The sequence below is a fragment of the Flavobacterium sp. genome, from assembly GCF_043778725.1.
In the GTDB taxonomy this organism is placed as follows: Bacteria; Bacteroidota; Bacteroidia; order Flavobacteriales; family Flavobacteriaceae; genus Flavobacterium.
Genome location: NZ_JAYWFT010000028.1, coordinates 1 through 16880 on the forward strand (window position 1 = coordinate 1; position 16880 = coordinate 16880).

A 16880-nucleotide genomic window follows, 5' to 3' on the forward strand; every position below is an offset into this window, starting at 1 on the left:
TCGAGTTTTTATTCCTATTTCTGAATGAATACTAAATGCAAAATCTAAAGATGTGGCGCCTTTAGGCAATGATTTAATTTCTCCTTTGGGTGTAAAAACAAAGATTTCTTTGGCGTAAAGATTCATTTTAAAATCTTCTACAAAATCTACTGCATTGGTTTCAGAGTTTTCTAAAGCTTCTTTTAGTAAATTTAACCATACATCTAGTCCGTTTTCTTCGGTTGCGCCTTGTTTGTATTTATAATGTGCAGCATATCCTTTTTCGGCAATTTCATCCATTCGTTCACTTCGAACCTGAATTTCTACCCAACGTCCTTTTGGTCCCATAACGGTAATGTGCAAGGCTTCATATCCGGTAGATTTAGGCGAAGAAATCCAATCGCGCAAACGGCTTGGACTAGGACGATAATGATCGGTTACAATAGAATAAATTTTCCAAGCCAAAAACTTTTCATCGTGTTGGTTGGATTTGTAGATTATTCGTAACGCAAATTTGTCATAAACCTCATCAAAACTTACATTTTGGGCAAGCATTTTTCTACGAATAGAATAAATAGATTTAGGCCTACCTTTTATAATATAATCAACACTTTCTTCACTAAGTGATTTTTTAAGTACATCAGAAACAAGTTTTATATATTCGTCTTGTTCTTCTTTAGTTTCTTTTATCTTACTTACAATATCATTGTAAATAGCTGGTTCTGTATATTTTAATCCTAAATCTTCAAGTTTGGTTTTAATATTATACAACCCAAGTCTGTGGGCTAGTGGCGCATAAATGTATAATGTTTCTGATGCAATTTTAACTTGTTTGTAATCGGGCATTGAATCCATAGTTTGCATATTGTGCAATCTATCGGCAATTTTTATTAAAATTACACGAACATCATCGTTTAATGTCAATAGCATTTTACGAAAGTTTTCCGCTTGCATTGAAATGTTCATGTCTTTTTTAACCTGAGAAATTTTGGTTAAACCTTCAACCAATTGTGCAATTTTGGGATTGAACATTTTCTCTAAATCTTCAACAGTTATTGGTGTATCTTCAACAACATCATGAAGTAACGCTGCAGCAATTCCTGTGGCACCAAGTCCAATTTCTGAAGCTACAATTTTGGCAACACCAATGGGATGAAATATGTATGCTTCACCAGATTTTCTTCGTTGGTCTTTGTGGGCATCGACAGCTACATCAAATGCTTTACGTATTAGTTTTTTGTCTTCTGGTGTAAGTGTTTGATAACTAATGCGAAGCAATTCTTTATATTCGCGTGCAAGTGCTTTTTTTTCTTCTTCTAAATCGATCTCTGTCATAGCAAATTCTTCAATTAGCTAAAAATAGGAATAATTCTTCAAAGTGCAATAAAAAAACTCCAAATTCCTAAAAAAAATAATTAGAATTTGGAGTCTTTATTAAATTAATGAGACTGTTATTCTACCTTACTAAAATCTAAATCTTGAAAATCGTAACTAAAGTCTGTTAATGGTGAAATGGGTTTCATGGTAAAATGATTAGCAAATCCGTTAGCATCCAATTCGAAAAAAATATGTGCATCTGCATGAAAACTTCTATTATTCCATTTTACAACAAAGTTTTGATCTTGATAGAAAAGTAATGTTCCAGTTAGTCTTGGAGAACGTTTGGAAGTAAAATATAAAATTCCTTCTAGTTCATAAATAACAACTTCACCAAACCATTTATCTTCATAGTTACCAATATATTTTTTAGCATCAATTTTTAAATGTTGCTTTTTATTTTTTTCTACTTTTTCCCATACTTCATCAGTAATTTTATCTGCATTTTCTTCTTTTTGTTTTCGTTCTTCGCTTAATGAAATTACGTGGTCAGGAAAAGTTAATCCTAGATAACTGTCTTTAATAGTATTAGAAATTGCATTAAAAGCAGCTCCAGATTGTTGATTGGTTAAGACAATAATTCCTAATTGTAAATCTGGAAACATTATAGTTTGGGTTACTATTCCGTCTAATCCTCCTGTATGTGAAACTTGCAAATGTCCGTTTATATCGGTTAATTGCCAACCCAATCCATACGATTTAAAGTTGCAACTGTAGGGTTTCATTCCTTTAGTAGGTAAAATGGTTTGTGATGTCCACATATCTTTATGTACTTCTGTACTAAACAATTGAAATTGTTTTTGATCTCCATATTTTCCGTTTTGTAATTGAGCTATTACCCATTTACTAAGGTCGTTGGTACTACTATAAATTCCGGCTGCTGCGTCAAAAATTGGATTGGTATATCTTTTTATAACATCTAGTTTGCCATTAGTAGGAACGTGAGGTACAATTGAATTGGTAGTGTCTTTTAATCTTGTCCATGACGCTGCACTAGTGTTCATTTGTAAAGGTTTCATAATTCTTGTCTCTACATATTCACACCAAGACTTTCCAGAAACTCGTTCAATTACTTCGCCTGCAATTACATAAAGTAAATTGTCATAATCATATTGTGAGCGAAAAGCCGAAACTGGTTTTAAATATTGAATATTTTTTATAATATCTTTGGGAGTAAAGTTATGACCGTCGGGCCAAATCATTAAATCGCCTGCGCCAAGACCTAATCCGCTTCGATGAGTTAGTAAATCTCTAATCGTGAATTCATTTGTAACATATTCATTGTACATTTTAAATTCGGGAATGTATTTAATTACTTTATCATCCCATTTTATTTTTTTTTCATCTACCAACATCCCTAGAGCTGCTGTTGTAAAAGCTTTACTATTAGAAGCGATTCCAAATAATGTATTGCCATCAACTTTTTGTTGAGTATTGATATTGGTAACACCATAACCTTTAGAAAGCACAACTTTTCCGTCTTTAATTATGGCAACAGCTATACCAGGAACATTAAAGGATTTCATTGTTCTGTTTACAACATCATCAAGTTTAGATTCAGAAATTTGGGCAATAGAAAGCGTTGTACTAATTAAAGTAGTTGCAAAAAAAAGTAATTTTTTCATGTTTTTTTTAAGTTTAAATCAAAATCCTCGTTGTCTTTTTGCTTCAAATAATAAAATAGCTGAAGCCACAGAGACGTTCATAGAATCGATTTCACCTTGCATTGGAATAATGACGTTTTGACTAGCACTGTCACGCCAAGCTTGAGTTAAGCCTGTTGCTTCTGTACCAACGACTAATGCAGTTGGCGTAGTATAATCTTGTAAGTGGTAGAAGTTGGAGTTCTGTAATGTTGCACCAAAGATAGCAATATTTTTGGTATTCAAAAATTTAATTACATCTTCTGTAGTGCCAGTTGCAATTTGGTTTGTAAAAAGGCAACCTACGCTAGACCGAACAATATTTGGGTTGTATAAATCGGTTTTTGGATTTGCAATAATAACGGCATCAACATTGGCAGCATCACAAGTTCTTAGCATAGCACCAAGATTTCCTGGCTTTTCTATAGATTCCATTACTAAAATTAATGGATTATCTGGCAGTTTTAAATCTGATAATGCTAAAGATTTGGTTTTGGCTATGGCTAGAATTCCTTCGGTTGTATCACGATAGGCAAGTTTTTGATAAACTTCTTTGTTTATTTCAATTAGTTCTATTTGACTATTTGTGAGTTTATTTATTTCTATTTCAGAAATTAATTCGGGCAAGAATAAAATTGTTTCCAATTCATAATTCCCTTTTATGGCTAATTCAATTTCGCGTTTGCCTTCAATTAAGAAAGTACCAGATTGTTTTCGTGCTTTGGCTTTTTCTTGAAGTTGAACCAACGATTTTATAAATGGATTTTGTAAAGAAGTAATTTGTTTCAATGGAATAGCTTTTGTTTAAAGTCGCGAAGTTACTGAGATTTTCTTAATTGGTACTAAGAATTATTTTGTAAAATACAACCATCCAGTTATAGGTTTAGGAAAATTGTTGTCGTTTAAGTTAAGGATATAATAATATGTTCCTTTGGGTGAAATTGAATAATCTAGCAAAAATCCGTTGGTTACTTCTCCATTCCAATCTTGAGTTTGATTGTTTCCTGTCCATATATGTCTTCCCCAACGGTTAAAAATTTGTAATTGAAAATCAACAAAAATATCTCTCAAACCTTCAATAAAAAAGGCATCATTTAAGCCATCGTTATTTGCAGATACATAGTTGTAAATTATTGGAGGACAATTTTTTGTGATTAAAAAAAAGGAAGTTATTGAACTGCAATGACTGTTTTCTAGTCTAATAAAAATTTCTTTGGGTGTTGTAAATGTGGTATAATTTGTTGTGTTTATTATAGGATTGTTTTCTGCTTGGGCATCTGTTATAGTATCATAAAAACTAACGGTATCCAACGGATTGGTTTTCACCAAATCATGGTAATCAGAAAAATCAAAAGTTCCTTTAGTTAATCCTTCATTACAAGAAATCTTTGGTTCAAGAGTAGTAAAAGACGGCTTCACCCAAAGCGAAATCATCTGTAAAAAGAAATTGTTAGTTTCTATAATTTCTACTACAATTCCGTGTCCTGTTCCATCATCATCTACAACTATTTTTATTTCAAAATCATTTGGAATCGTTGCAGGAATTGTCACTGTAATTTGTCCGTTTTCACTCCCATTTATAGCAATACTATTTATGGTTTGTGTTAGCGCAACAAGTTGTCCATTGGCATAAATTGCAATAGGAGTTCCAGCAGAAAGTGGATTGGTGCAATTTAAATTAGAAACATTATAATCTAAAGTAATTTCTCTAGAATCACAGTTTTCAATTACATTGTTTAGTGCTACAGAAGCATCTGGTAATTGACTGTTTAGTTTTGTTACAATAGTATTTATTAACACTACATCTTGTCCCGAAGTAAGTTGAATTTGTGCAGAGGTGTCACCAATACTAATATTATTTTGAATGTTATAAACGTCCAAGTCCATGTTGTACAATGTGCTACTTCCTGTAAAGCTATTAGTACCATTAAAAGCATTATTTGCAGGATTTAATGGCGGATTACTTAACGTAGTACCGTTTATTTTTAGAGTTTCATTAACAGCAAGCATATTGTCGCCTTCCCATGCAATGAAACCTATTTGGGCATTATTATTGTCTATTACATTAAGGCTGTTTAATGTAATATTTAATGCATTAGGAATACTTTGAAGACCATCATAAATGGTAACTTGATTTAATGGTAAGTTGTTGTCACGGTACACAATTAATATTGCCCAACCCGAAAAATTTGTTCTATTATTGCAATAACCGGGTTCATTAATTAATGTTTGTGATAGGTCTAAATTGGACAAAGTATAAATTCCATTTCCTGTAGTAATAACTTGATTTGTTATGTCTGCAAAGGCACTAAAATAGTTTAATCCAGAACTTACAGAGATATTTGTAAAAGTTCGTTGTGCTGTTATTGTAGTAGTATTTAAATTTACATTAAAATCTCCTAATCCAGATCCAGCCCAATATAAATAGGCACTTTCTACAACTTGATTAGAAGTTAATGATAGATTGGCGCTAGACGATGTAAGCAGCAAAGTTTCACATCCTGGTGTTAAATTATTTTCACCAAGATTCATTGTATTGCCAATAAAAGTAAAATCAAATCTGCCATTAAATTGATTGTACAACGACACATTCTGTCCAAAACTTGAACAAAAAAAACAAAGAATAGTACTCAAACAAAAAAAGCGGCGTTTAAAATTCACTTATAAATTTAATTACGAAGTCTAAAATTAGTCAATTATTTTTAATTATTACTATTTTTAAAATTGGTTTTAATAGTAAATAATTACGTAATTTTCCAAAGTTTTAAATTTACAAGTGATAAAGTATCAAGTTAGACCATATAAACCTCAAGATTTTATCCTTTGGAATGCTTTTATTAGCATCGCCAAGAACGCCACTTTTTTATTCAATCGTGATTTTATGGATTACCATTCTGATAGATTTCAGGATTTTTCATTGATGGTTTTTGATAAGGATAAGTTGATTGCCGTTTTACCAGCAAATAGAGTAGATAATGCCATTTATTCACATCAAGGATTGACTTATGGCGGATTGGTTTTAAATTCTAAAGCCAAATTGAGTTCGACACTTTCAATTTTTGAAAGTATTTTAGCTTTTTTAAACGATAATTCAATTGATAGAATTATTTTAAAAACAATGCCCAATTTTTATGTTGATGCATTTTCCGATGAATTAGAATATTGTTTATTTATTGTTAAAGCCAAATTAAATAGGAGAGATTCTCTTTCTGTAATAGATTTAACCAAGCCATATTTTATCACAAAAACTAGAACGGAAAGTATTCGAAGAGGCAAAAAAAATAATTTAATTATAAAAGAAGAATTAAAGTTTGACTTGTTTTGGAACGAAATTTTAATTCCGAATTTAGATAAAAAACATCAAGTAAAACCTGTTCATTCTCTTGAAGAAATTACGTTGCTACAAAAACGTTTTCCAGATAATATTCGCCATTTTAATGTGTATCATAACGATAAAATTGTTGCAGGAACAACTTATTTTGTAACAAATAATGTTGCTCATGGCCAATATATTTCTGGAAATTCAGATAAAAATGAATTGGGAAGTTTAGATTACTTATACCATTATTTAATTACAGAAGTTTTTAAAGATAAAAAATACTTCGATTTTGGAATTTCTAATGAAGCGCAAGGAACAAAAATAAATGAAGGTTTATTGTTTTGGAAAGAAAGTTTTGGGGCCAAAACGGTAATTCAAAATTTTTATGAAGTTCAAACACAGAATTATCCATTTCTAGCATCTGTTTTAATATGATAAAATTTCTCGATTTACAGAAAATAAATAGTGGCTATCAAGAACAATTTCAAGAAAAAATGAAATTGGTTTTGGATAAAGGCTGGTTTATTTTGGGTGACGAAGTAAAATCATTCGAAACTAATTTTGCTAATTATTGTGGAACAAAATATTGTATTGGAGTAGGAAATGGGTTGGATGCTTTGGTATTGATTTTTAAGGCATACATTCAACTTGGTAAATTACAAAAAGGAGACGAAGTTATAGTTCCAGCCAATACCTATATTGCGAGTGTTTTAGCCGTTTTGCAAGCCGATTTAGTTCCAGTTTTAGTAGAGCCAAAATTAGAAACGTACAACATCAATCCCAATTTAATTGCAGATAAAATTACAGCCAAAACCAAAGCTATTTTACCAGTTCATTTGTATGGTCAGTTGTGCGAAATGGAAGCTATAAATGCCATTGCAAAGCTAAATAATTTACTTGTAATAGAAGATGCCGCTCAAGCACATGGAGTTGAGCGTTTAGTAAACAGTTTTCAGTCGCAGTTTTCAAAAATTCAAAATTCAGCTGTTGCATATAGCTTTTATCCGGGTAAAAATTTGGGTGCGCTTGGCGATGGTGGCGCAATTACAACTAACGATGATGACTTAGCCAAAATACTATTTTCACTCCGCAATTATGGTTCAAATAGAAAATACCACAACGAATATATTGGAATAAATTCAAGACTTGACGAACTTCAAGCTGCTTTTTTAAATATTAAATTACCAAATTTAGACACCGATAATGATAGTCGAAAAAGCATTGCCCAACGTTATTTGTCTAAAATTAAAAACGATAAAATAATTTTGCCAACATGGAATTTTTCTACTAATCATGTCTTTCATTTGTTTGTGATTAGGACAGAAAATAGAGATCAATTGCAACGTTATTTAGTGCAAAATCAAATAGAAACGGTGATTCATTATCCAATTCCGCCACACAAGCAAGTAGCGTTTAAAGAATGGAATTCATTATCATTTCCTGTTACAGAAAAGATTCATAATGAAGTTTTAAGTTTGCCAATTAGCCCAATTATGACTGATGAAGAAGTTAGTTTTGTGATTGAAATTTTAAATAGATATTAAATGAGAATTTTATATAAAATCAATAATTTCTGTTTTGTTACATTACGTATTTGGAAATATATTTTTTTATCAGATTGTAAGAACAGTGGTGGAAAGCCCAATCGTTTTCATCCATTGTTATTATCTGGAACAGGTAAAATTATGTTTGGTAAGAATGTTCAAATAGGAGTTATTTCGTCTCCAAATTATTTTTCTCATTATTCTTATATTGAAGCTAGAGGCGAAAATAGTTCTGTATGTATAGGAAATAATGTTGCAATTAATAATGCTTTTTCTGCAATTGCAATGTCTAAAATCACTATCGATGATAATGTTTTAATAGGCATAAATTGTTCTATAATTGACAATGATGGACATGATCTTAATCCAAGTAGAAGAGACGATATAAATATTAAATTTGCAAATGTTCACATTGAAAAAAATGTGTTTATTGGTGACAATGTTACAATACTTAAAGGCGTTACAATTGGTGAGAATTCAGTTGTAGGAAGTGGTTCAATAGTAACTAAAAGTGTTGTTAAAAATGTAGTTGTAGCAGGAAATCCAGCCAAAATAATTAGAACTTTAGAATATTGAAAATTATAAAACAAAATACACTTCTAAAAGTCTTATCTCTCAACTCAATATCGGTTGCAGTAAGTTTTGTCTTAGGCATTTTTTCATCCAAAATAGTTTCTGTTTTTTTAGGAACTTCTGGAATGGCAATGATTGGCAGTTTAAGAAATTTTACTACAATGTTAAAGTCGATGTCTACGCTAGGTATCAATAATTCACTGGTAAAATTATTTGTAGAAAATAAAGAGGATAAAAATGAATTATCAATTATATATTCTACTTTCTTTTGGTTATTTTTTTCAATATCAGCTATTTTAGGAGTTCTTGTATTTCTCTTTTCTAATGCTATTTCAAATTTTTTGTTTTTTAAAAATTCATTTGCAATACCAATACAGGTTTTTGGAATTTCATTACCATTAATAGTAATAAATGCATTTTGGTTAGCAATTTATAATGGTTTAGAAAAATTTAAAAAAATCGTAATCATTCAAATTATTTCAAATTTATTAGTCTTTATTATTTCTACTTATCTAATATGGAAACATCAAATTTTTGGTGGACTTTTAGCAATTGCTCTAGGTGAAGTTATGATGGTTTTTGTCACTTTTGTATTTGTTAGAAAAGAACTAAATTTTTTTCAATTTAATTTACAAAAGACTATTAGTAAAAAACATGTAAAAGTAATTCAAAACTTTTCTATTATGGCTTTGTTAACAGCTGTAATTGCTCCCTTATCATTAATATTTATTCGTAATTTAATAGTTAGTAAACTTTCAATAGAAACTGCCGGATTATGGGATGCAACCAATAGATTATCCGTTTTTTATATGATGTTTTTTAATACAGGATTGTCGTTATATTACATGCCCAAATTAGCTTCCTTAAAGTCTGATGATGAATTTAAAGCAGAATTAAAATCTTATTTTAGTTTTTTAGTTCCTCTTTTTTTTGTTATGCTATTAATTATTTTTTTTCTAAGAAGTTATATAATTAATACTGCTTTCACCAATGAATTTAAAGAAATTAATTCACTTTTGATTTGGCAAATGTTGGGAGATTTTTTTAGAATAGTAACACTCGCTTTTGGTTTTCAAATTGTTGTAAAAATGATGATTAGAAAATATTTTATTATTGAAATAATTTTCAATGGATGCTACTTTTTATTTTCTTATTTTTTAATAGATGTTTTTAAAATTTCGGGTGTTTTGCAGGCCTATTTTTATTCTAATCTTATTTCATTTTTTATTGTAATCATAATGTTTAGAAACCTTTTTTATAAATATAAATAGTTTTTTAATTATTGAAATATGGTAAATAAAACTTTTTTTAAAAATCCGATTTTACAAGTAATAGTTGTTTGTCTGTTAATGCGAATAATTCTCTTTTCATTGTATGGAAACAAAGTTACAGAATGTCCAGATAGCTGGAGTTTTAATCACTTTTATGAACAAATGTGTAAAAAAAAAGCTGAAATAGTTAGTTTTATTTTTGCAGAAAAAACTAAAACAATTTCACCATCTAACAATGATTATCTAAGTAAAAAAATTAAATCAAATAAACCAATTTCATTTGTAGGTGAACGTAGTCCTAGCTATCCACTTGTTATGTTTGTTTGTGGAGGTAAGTATAAAACGGTACTATTTCAGTTTTTAATAGGTATTTTAACGGCTGTTTTTTGGTATAAAACACTTTTAAAATTAAAATTTTCAATAAAATCAAGTTTTATTATTACAATTATACTTCAATCCTACTTATCACTTTTTATATATGAAACATTTATACTAGTAGAAACTACAGTTTTATTTTTAATTTCTATAATTTTTTACTTCTTAGCAGATGGATATTTATGTGTAAAAAAAACAATAAAACACGAACTTTTTTTGAGCTTCCTTATTGGTTTTTTAGTATTAGTTAAACCCTTTTATATTCTTTTACCTTGTATTATTATTGGTTTTTTATTCTTAAAAGATTTAAATTTTAAAAGTTTAATGTCAAGAAAGTTACTTATACTTTTATTCCCTTTTTTAGTATATTTTGGTTGGTCTTATGTGGTAAAATCGTTTACAGGTTATTTTGTTTCAACAACATATTTTGGGTTGAATAAATCTCAAAATTGTGTCTATTTTGCAGAAAAAGGACCCAAAAAATACGATTGGATAATGAAACCTTATGTAAAGCACAGAGATTGTGCTATTAAGGAAAATAAAGATGTTGCAATGTCAATATGGTATGCTATAAATTCGGGAGAATTTAAAGATAAAAACCTAACATTTCCTCAATTATCTAATGAATTAGGAAATTATGCATCTGCAACCATAAAAAATAATTTTTCAGATTATTTATATCAAGTAGTTACTAAATCGTGGTTTGATTTTTGGAAACCATTTGACACAAAACTAGACAATAAATTTGATAATAAATATGCAGAATACTTATTTTTAAAAGTGTATGTTTTTCAAAATTCTTTACTTTTAGTATTTAAGTTCACTTTTCTAGCGATTTCATTATTTTATTTTTACAATTATTTTAAATTTAAAATTTTTAATTTTGAGTTTATTGTTTGTACTACCATTTGGACAGTTTCCATTTTGCAATCTTTAGTTACTTATGGTGAAAACGCCCGATTTAGCTTTCCATTCGAGTACCTTATGGTTATTGTAGTTTTGTCTTTTATAAGAAATTATAGAACCATAAATTCTAATTTGAAAAATACTTTAAATATTTTCTAGCAACCACAATACAATCATGTTCCTTCTCAATAAATAATCTAGCACGGTGTCCAATTGCAATTATTTCATTAGGATTCTCTAGTAAAAAGGAAATTTCATTAACCAAATAAGCTACGTCTGGCAAGGCATTTATTGCTACTTTTTCTTGTAAGTTATAATAATTTTCAAATTCTTTTTCGGCACCTGTAAAAACGACTTTTCCTTTAGCCATGGCTTCTAGCGCATTGTATCCTTGATCAAAACCATACACTTGATCTAAAACTATATGTGAGTTATTATACAATTCGATGTATTCTTTATAAGGAAGATTTTCAGCAATAACAATTTCAATTTTGTCTAAATATTTCTGACTAATAATTTTTAATGCAGCTTCAAAAAATGAAATTCCTTTGGTACAATATGTTCCTCTATTTATACCTAAAAAGATTTTTATTTTACCATCAATTTTAGTTTCAACAAATTTTATTTTGTCAATGTTTATAGGGTTTGGTAGGAGTCCTAAATATTTTTTATTGTTTTTTATTGGATTTACATAATCTAGATCTGAAGCAAAAACACCTTCAATATTTTGATAAACCAAATGATGCGTTTTTTTATGATTCTCCGATAAATAATCAAGAATAAATCGATATTCTTTTAATGAATTTGAATTTTCAAAATACGGATTAATAATAGAATAACGTTCTTTTTTTTCAATCAAATGCCTAGCAACTAAGTAATCTACTCCACAACACAAAAGAAAAATTTTGTTGTTTTGATTGAATATTTTTTTTAGTAAAAAACGTTCTAATGAAGGAATTGTTTGAATTGGGGCTTCATTAATTAGTTGAACTACATCATAATTTTTTAGTTTTTTTAAATGGAAATAAAAACGAATTCCAAATTCTAAACTTATAAAGTCAAACGAAGTCAACTTAAATATAATTTTTCTAATGACAGTCCCTATTTTACTTTCACTCCATTTGGCTTTGGTAGATAAATCTGCAGGAAAATTCTTAAATCCATCGCCGTTTGCAATGATGGTAACTTCATGACCAAGTGCAACCAATCCTTCTTTTAAAGAATTATGCAACCTACTGAATTCGCCAATTAATAAAATTCTCACTTATTGTTTATATTTGTTGCTAAAATAATCAAAAATTGAGCGTAACAGCAAAAAAGTATTTTAGAATTTGTATTGTTTCTGAACAGCTTGCTGGTGGAGGTGCCGAGCGTTGTTCGGCTGTATTATCACAGTTTTTCGAAGCCAATAATTGCGAGGTTCATCATGTAATTACAATAGACAAAATTGAATACCCGTTTGCTGGTAAATTATTAAATCTTGGCCAACTTAAAAAAGGCGGATTTAATTTGGCTGACAGATTTAACAGATTTAAAGTTTTGCATCATTTTTTTAAAAGCAATTCTTTCGATTTTATAATAGATACTAGAGTTGTAAACCGACAATTGCAAGAGTTTTATATTGTGAAATTCATCTACAATGCACCTTTAATTGTTATGGTTCATAGCTATATGACTAATTTATATTTTCCTAAAAATCATTTTTTGGCAAATTTTATTTATTCTAATGCTAAAAAAATTATTGGAGTTTCTAATGTCATAAAAAATAAAATAACCAGCCAATATCGCTACAAGCAAGTTCAAACCATTTATAATCCGATAGCTATTGATTATATAAGTAAACAATCTAAAATAGCTATTGATGTAAATTTTAAATTTATTTTGGCAGTTGGAAATATGAATACCAATGTGAAACAATTTGATCATTTGATAAACATTTATTCTAATTCGGATTTACCAAATTTGGATATTAAATTGTTAATTTTGGGAATAGGATTACTCAAAGAGAGTCTAGAAACGCAAGTTTGTAAGTTAAATTTACAAGATAAAATTATTTTTAAAGGAACAATTGAAAATCCATTTCCTTATTATAAATTGGCATTATTTACAGTATTGACTAGTAGAAATGAAGGTTTTCCAACAGTTTTATTAGAATCTTTGGCTTGTAAAACACCTGTTATTGCTTACAATTGTTTGTCGGGACCAAGTGAAATTATACAAAATAATGAAAACGGAATTTTAGTAGAAAATCAAAATCAGGAACAAATGATTCTTGCAATGAACGAAATGATTTCAAACAAAAAACTATATTTACATTGTAAAACCAATGCCCAAAAAAGTGTTGAAAAATTTTCAATTCAAACTATTGGCAATCAATGGTTACAACTATTTAAATCACTACAAGAATGAACATTGAATTAATTTCTATTCCTAAAATTGAAGATTACCGTGGAAACATTGCCATTATAGAAAATGATGTTATTCCGTTCGTGATTAAAAGAGTATATTATTTATTCGACGTACCAAGTTCTGCACATCGTGGCGGACATTCTCACAAAGAACAACTTGAGTTTTTGATTCCGTTATCGGGAAGTTTTGATGTGGTTTTAAAAGATGGAACAGCAGAAAAAAAAGTTACCTTAAATAAACCTGATAAAGGACTTTTAATTACTACCAATATATGGAGAGAATTAGAAAATTTTTCATCAGGATCAGTCTGTTTAGTTTTGGCGTCAGATGTTTTTAATGAAGAGGATTACATTAGAAATTACGATGAATTTTTAGCATTTTTAAAATGAAAATTCTTTACATAACTCCCAAAATTAATAACGAAGGTGGTGTTGCCAGAGTACTTTCTGTCAAGACCAATTATCTCGTTGAAAAATTGGGTTATGATGTTTCAATAATTACCCAAAATAGCGCAAATTTACCTTTGTTTTTTAAGTTTAATGATAAAGTAAACTTGTTTGATATTAAATTAAGAAAGAATAGAGTTCTGTTTTTATTAGATTATAAAAAGCAAGTTTCAAGAATTATAAAAGAGGTAAATCCTAATGCAATTGTAATTTCAGATAATGGTTTAAAAGGCTTCTTATTTCCATTTATTATTGCTACAAAAATTCCTATTATATTTGAAGTTCATGGTTCTAGATACAATGAAGAATTCAATTTTAATAAAAATATAGTTTCTAATTTCTTTCATAATTTGAAATATAAAATTAGAAATTATGGTGCTTCTAAATTTGATTATTTTATAGCTTTATCCAAGCAAAGTGCCGCCGAATGGAGTATAAAAAACACAACAATTATTCCGAATCCTATTGAAAAATTTTCAAATTCCGTTGCAACTTTAGACTCTAGCACGGTACTATTTGTAGGCCGACATTCGTATGAAAAAGGATTGGATAGAGTATTGAAAATTTGGAAAATTATTGTTGAAAAACACCCCAATTGGCGGTTAGAAATTTATGGAAAAGGTGATGATGAAAAAAAGTACTTTAATCTTTGTAAAGAATTAAAATTAGAAAATAACACTTTTTTTTATGAGCCAACTACAACCATTTACGAAAAGTATTTGGCGGCTTCTATTTGTATAATGACCTCACGGCATGAGGGTTTTCCTATGGTTTTATTAGAAGCAATGAATTATGGATTGCCAATTGTAGCCTTCGATTGTCCAATTGGACCAAGGTCCATTATTACTAATAATCAAGAAGGATTTTTAATTGAAGATAATGATTTGGATGCTTTTGCAGTAAAGTTGCAGTTGCTTATTGAAGATAGTTCTTTGCGAAAAAAAATGGGTAAAAACGCTAAAGAAAGTGTTTTAAAATATAATTTAGATAGTGTTATGAGCCAATGGAAACTTTTTTTTGAAGAATTGGAGTAACCTTTTTTATTTTAAAGTGCAAAAATATCCTAAGCGATAAATATCGAAAATTAATAAAGAAGGATTACTTGAAACTAAATTTTGGGTAAGGGTACTTTTAAATATTTTAAAAAAATAAGCGGTTAACTTGATCATTTTTAACTTTGAAATCCAATAATACGTTTTAGTTAAAGATGTATCGTGAGTATTTATTTTTTTTTGATCTAAAATTATCTTAAGATTTTTCAATGAACTATGAAATTTATCTAAAAAAATTTGAGAATTCTCTAAATTCATGTGAAAAACTGCATTGTCAATATGCTCTATTTTAATTTTATTTTTTTTTAAATTTAATATAAAAAGAATATCCTCATAGCCATAATTAGTGATTTCTTTATCAAATGAAAAAGTTAAAAAAAGATCTTTTTTAATTAAAATATTAGAAATTAATGCATGATGATATGGTTTTAAAAGTCTTGTTTGTAAATTTATCTCTTCTCTTTTTTTTCCAAAAACCCATCTAAGCATTTCCTCATCGTTAGGTGTTTTTTTATTATATTCTATACCGCCAAAAAATATATTTTTGTCAGAACAGTTTATTGAATTTAAGTAGTTTGTAATAAATTTTTTTTCCTTGGGATATACATCACCATCAAGAAGCAAAACCCATTTATATTTTGCTTTAGAAATCAATAAATTTCTATTTTTACTTCTTCCTAAATTAATTTCATTCCTTTCAAATAAACAATTTTTTAATGTATTTATTTTGTAATTTTCTTGAGTGATTTCATTTTTTGGTGAGGCATCATCGACAACAATTATTTCAAAATCAACATTTTCTTTACTAATTTGTTTGTATAATTCTTCTACCAAGATATACGTGTTGTAATTGTAGGTTGGAATTAGAATTGAAATCATTTAGTGTTTATGAAATTAAATAATATATTTACAAAGAAAATAAATTTTTACCAATAAACTGTCATGCAAAGAATGGAATTAGCTAGTCTTATTTTTGATAAGATAAATAAAAATAAAGATAGTTTGAATGCACATTTTTTAAAAACAAAATCTGAAATCGGATATTTTTTTTTAGATGACTTGTTACCAAATGAAATATCTTTAAAAATTCATAAAGTTTTTCCGGAATATTCCAAGATGGTATTAAAGAAAAGCATACGAGAAGATAAGTATGTAGCATCACAGATGAATTTATACAATCCATTGCTTGAGGAAATAATATTTAGTTTTCAAGAAAAAAAAATTGTCGATTTAATTGCAGAAATATGTGAAATTAAAGAAGCAATTCCTGACGAAAATTTATATGCAGGTGGAATTTCGATGATGGGAAAAAATCAATTTTTAAATCCGCATCTTGACAATTCTCATGATAAAGACCGAGAAAGTTGGAGAGTTTTAAACTTATTATTTTATGTTACACCCAATTGGAATATAGAATATGGAGGTAATCTTGAACTATGGCCAAATGGTTTAAAGGAAAAACAAGTTACAATTCATTCTAAATTCAACAGATTAATTGTCATGGCAACCCACAATAATTCAATGCATTCTGTTTCACCAGTAACTTTTGATGGATTTCGTTGTTGTATATCTAATTATTATTTTTCTAAAAAACCCTTGTTAGAAACTGATTCTTTCCATGTAACATCTTTTAGAGGAAGACCAGAAAACAAATTTTCTGATGCTATTTTACAAATAGACACATGGGCACGAATGGCAATAAGAAAGTTGTTCAAAAAAGGAATTAAAGAAAATCCGCATGTGTATAAAAAAGGAAATTAAAATTTAAAAAAGCTGTACCGAACAATACAATAAATAGCATGAATTCCATCTTTCCAACTAATTTTTTTTCCTTCTTCATAGGTTCTTCCATAATAGGAAATTCCAACTTCAAAAATTCTAATTTTTGAAATTTTTGAAATTTTAGCAGTAACTTCTGGCTCAAAACCAAATCGTTTTTCTTTTAATTTAATTGATTGTAAAATGCTTGTATTGAATAATTTATAA

15 protein-coding genes and 1 pseudogene are annotated in these 16880 nt (G+C 28.5%); 9 read left to right on the forward strand and 7 right to left on the reverse strand.

Annotated features, from left to right (window positions below; all coding sequences use genetic code 11):
• The 4 genes from ACH2CG_RS02685 to ACH2CG_RS02700 form a co-directional block, all read right to left on the reverse strand.
• On the reverse strand, nt 1-1314 hold a 1314-nt coding region (locus ACH2CG_RS02685; protein ID WP_395061936.1), incomplete at its 3' end, for a RelA/SpoT family protein.
• Nucleotides 1315-1430: 116 nt separating this feature from the next.
• The gene (locus tag ACH2CG_RS02690; RefSeq protein WP_395061938.1) at nt 1431-2981 is read right to left on the reverse strand and encodes a serine hydrolase; all 1551 of its coding nucleotides are present in this window, start codon (nt 2979-2981) and stop codon (nt 1431-1433) included.
• Nucleotides 2982-2999: 18 nt separating this feature from the next.
• The gene (locus ACH2CG_RS02695; protein WP_395061940.1) at nt 3000-3788 is read right to left on the reverse strand and encodes a TrmH family RNA methyltransferase; all 789 of its coding nucleotides are present in this window, start codon (nt 3786-3788) and stop codon (nt 3000-3002) included.
• A gap of 60 nt (nt 3789-3848) precedes the next feature.
• Nucleotides 3849-5633 carry a gliding motility-associated C-terminal domain-containing protein gene (locus tag ACH2CG_RS02700; RefSeq protein WP_395061942.1) on the reverse strand — a complete coding sequence of 595 codons (1785 nt, stop codon included), beginning with the start codon at nt 5631-5633 and terminating at the stop codon, nt 3849-3851.
• Nucleotides 5634-5775: 142 nt separating this feature from the next.
• Here ACH2CG_RS02700 and ACH2CG_RS02705 point away from each other — a divergent pair, with 142 nt between their 5' ends.
• The 5 genes from ACH2CG_RS02705 to ACH2CG_RS02725 are packed head-to-tail and all read left to right on the forward strand — an operon-like array spanning nt 5776 to nt 11146.
• Complete coding sequence (locus ACH2CG_RS02705) at nt 5776-6753, forward strand: GNAT family N-acetyltransferase (protein WP_395061944.1); 978 nt, start codon at nt 5776-5778, stop codon at nt 6751-6753.
• On the forward strand, nt 6750-7862 hold the full coding sequence (locus tag ACH2CG_RS02710) for a DegT/DnrJ/EryC1/StrS family aminotransferase (RefSeq protein WP_395061946.1): 1113 nt from the start codon (nt 6750-6752) through the stop codon (nt 7860-7862). The genes ACH2CG_RS02705 and ACH2CG_RS02710 overlap by 4 nt, the downstream gene beginning before the upstream one ends.
• Nucleotides 7863-8438 (forward strand): acyltransferase, encoded by a 576-nt coding sequence (locus ACH2CG_RS02715; RefSeq protein ID WP_395061948.1) that lies wholly within the window; start codon nt 7863-7865, stop codon nt 8436-8438.
• Nucleotides 8435-9706 (forward strand): O-antigen translocase, encoded by a 1272-nt coding sequence (locus ACH2CG_RS02720; RefSeq protein ID WP_395061950.1) that lies wholly within the window; start codon nt 8435-8437, stop codon nt 9704-9706. Before ACH2CG_RS02715 ends, ACH2CG_RS02720 begins: the two co-directional genes overlap by 4 nt.
• An 18-nt stretch (nt 9707-9724) precedes the next feature.
• Nucleotides 9725-11146 carry a hypothetical protein gene (locus ACH2CG_RS02725; protein WP_395061952.1) on the forward strand — a complete coding sequence of 474 codons (1422 nt, stop codon included), beginning with the start codon at nt 9725-9727 and terminating at the stop codon, nt 11144-11146.
• Here ACH2CG_RS02725 and ACH2CG_RS02730 read toward each other — a convergent pair.
• The gene (locus ACH2CG_RS02730) at nt 11115-12251 is read right to left on the reverse strand and encodes a glycosyltransferase (protein ID WP_395061954.1); all 1137 of its coding nucleotides are present in this window, start codon (nt 12249-12251) and stop codon (nt 11115-11117) included. The genes ACH2CG_RS02725 and ACH2CG_RS02730 overlap by 32 nt on opposite strands.
• A gap of 35 nt (nt 12252-12286) precedes the next feature.
• On the opposite strand from ACH2CG_RS02730, the gene ACH2CG_RS02735 reads away from it, so the two are divergent.
• Genes ACH2CG_RS02735 through ACH2CG_RS02745 form a run of 3 tightly spaced genes read left to right on the forward strand, consistent with a single transcriptional unit; the run spans nt 12287 to nt 14876 of the window.
• Entirely contained in the window at nt 12287-13396 is a 1110-nt protein-coding gene (locus ACH2CG_RS02735) for a glycosyltransferase (RefSeq protein ID WP_395061956.1), read from the forward strand.
• Nucleotides 13393-13785 (forward strand): sugar 3,4-ketoisomerase, encoded by a 393-nt coding sequence (locus ACH2CG_RS02740; RefSeq protein WP_395061958.1) that lies wholly within the window; start codon nt 13393-13395, stop codon nt 13783-13785. The genes ACH2CG_RS02735 and ACH2CG_RS02740 overlap by 4 nt, the downstream gene beginning before the upstream one ends.
• Nucleotides 13782-14876 carry a glycosyltransferase family 4 protein gene (locus ACH2CG_RS02745; protein ID WP_395061960.1) on the forward strand — a complete coding sequence of 365 codons (1095 nt, stop codon included), beginning with the start codon at nt 13782-13784 and terminating at the stop codon, nt 14874-14876. The genes ACH2CG_RS02740 and ACH2CG_RS02745 overlap by 4 nt, the downstream gene beginning before the upstream one ends.
• A gap of 6 nt (nt 14877-14882) precedes the next feature.
• On the opposite strand, the gene ACH2CG_RS02750 is transcribed toward ACH2CG_RS02745, so the two are convergent.
• Nucleotides 14883-15773, reverse strand: coding sequence for a glycosyltransferase family 2 protein (locus ACH2CG_RS02750; RefSeq protein ID WP_395061962.1), 891 nt, complete (start codon nt 15771-15773; stop codon nt 14883-14885).
• A gap of 72 nt (nt 15774-15845) precedes the next feature.
• On the opposite strand from ACH2CG_RS02750, the gene ACH2CG_RS02755 reads away from it, so the two are divergent.
• Nucleotides 15846-16655, forward strand: coding sequence for a 2OG-Fe(II) oxygenase (locus ACH2CG_RS02755; RefSeq protein WP_395061964.1), 810 nt, complete (start codon nt 15846-15848; stop codon nt 16653-16655).
• On the opposite strand, the pseudogene ACH2CG_RS02760 reads toward ACH2CG_RS02755, so the two are convergent.
• Nucleotides 16652-16880 (reverse strand): annotated as a pseudogene (locus ACH2CG_RS02760) (glycosyltransferase family 2 protein); the annotation flags it as partial. The gene ACH2CG_RS02755 and the pseudogene ACH2CG_RS02760 sit on opposite strands and share 4 nt — an antisense overlap.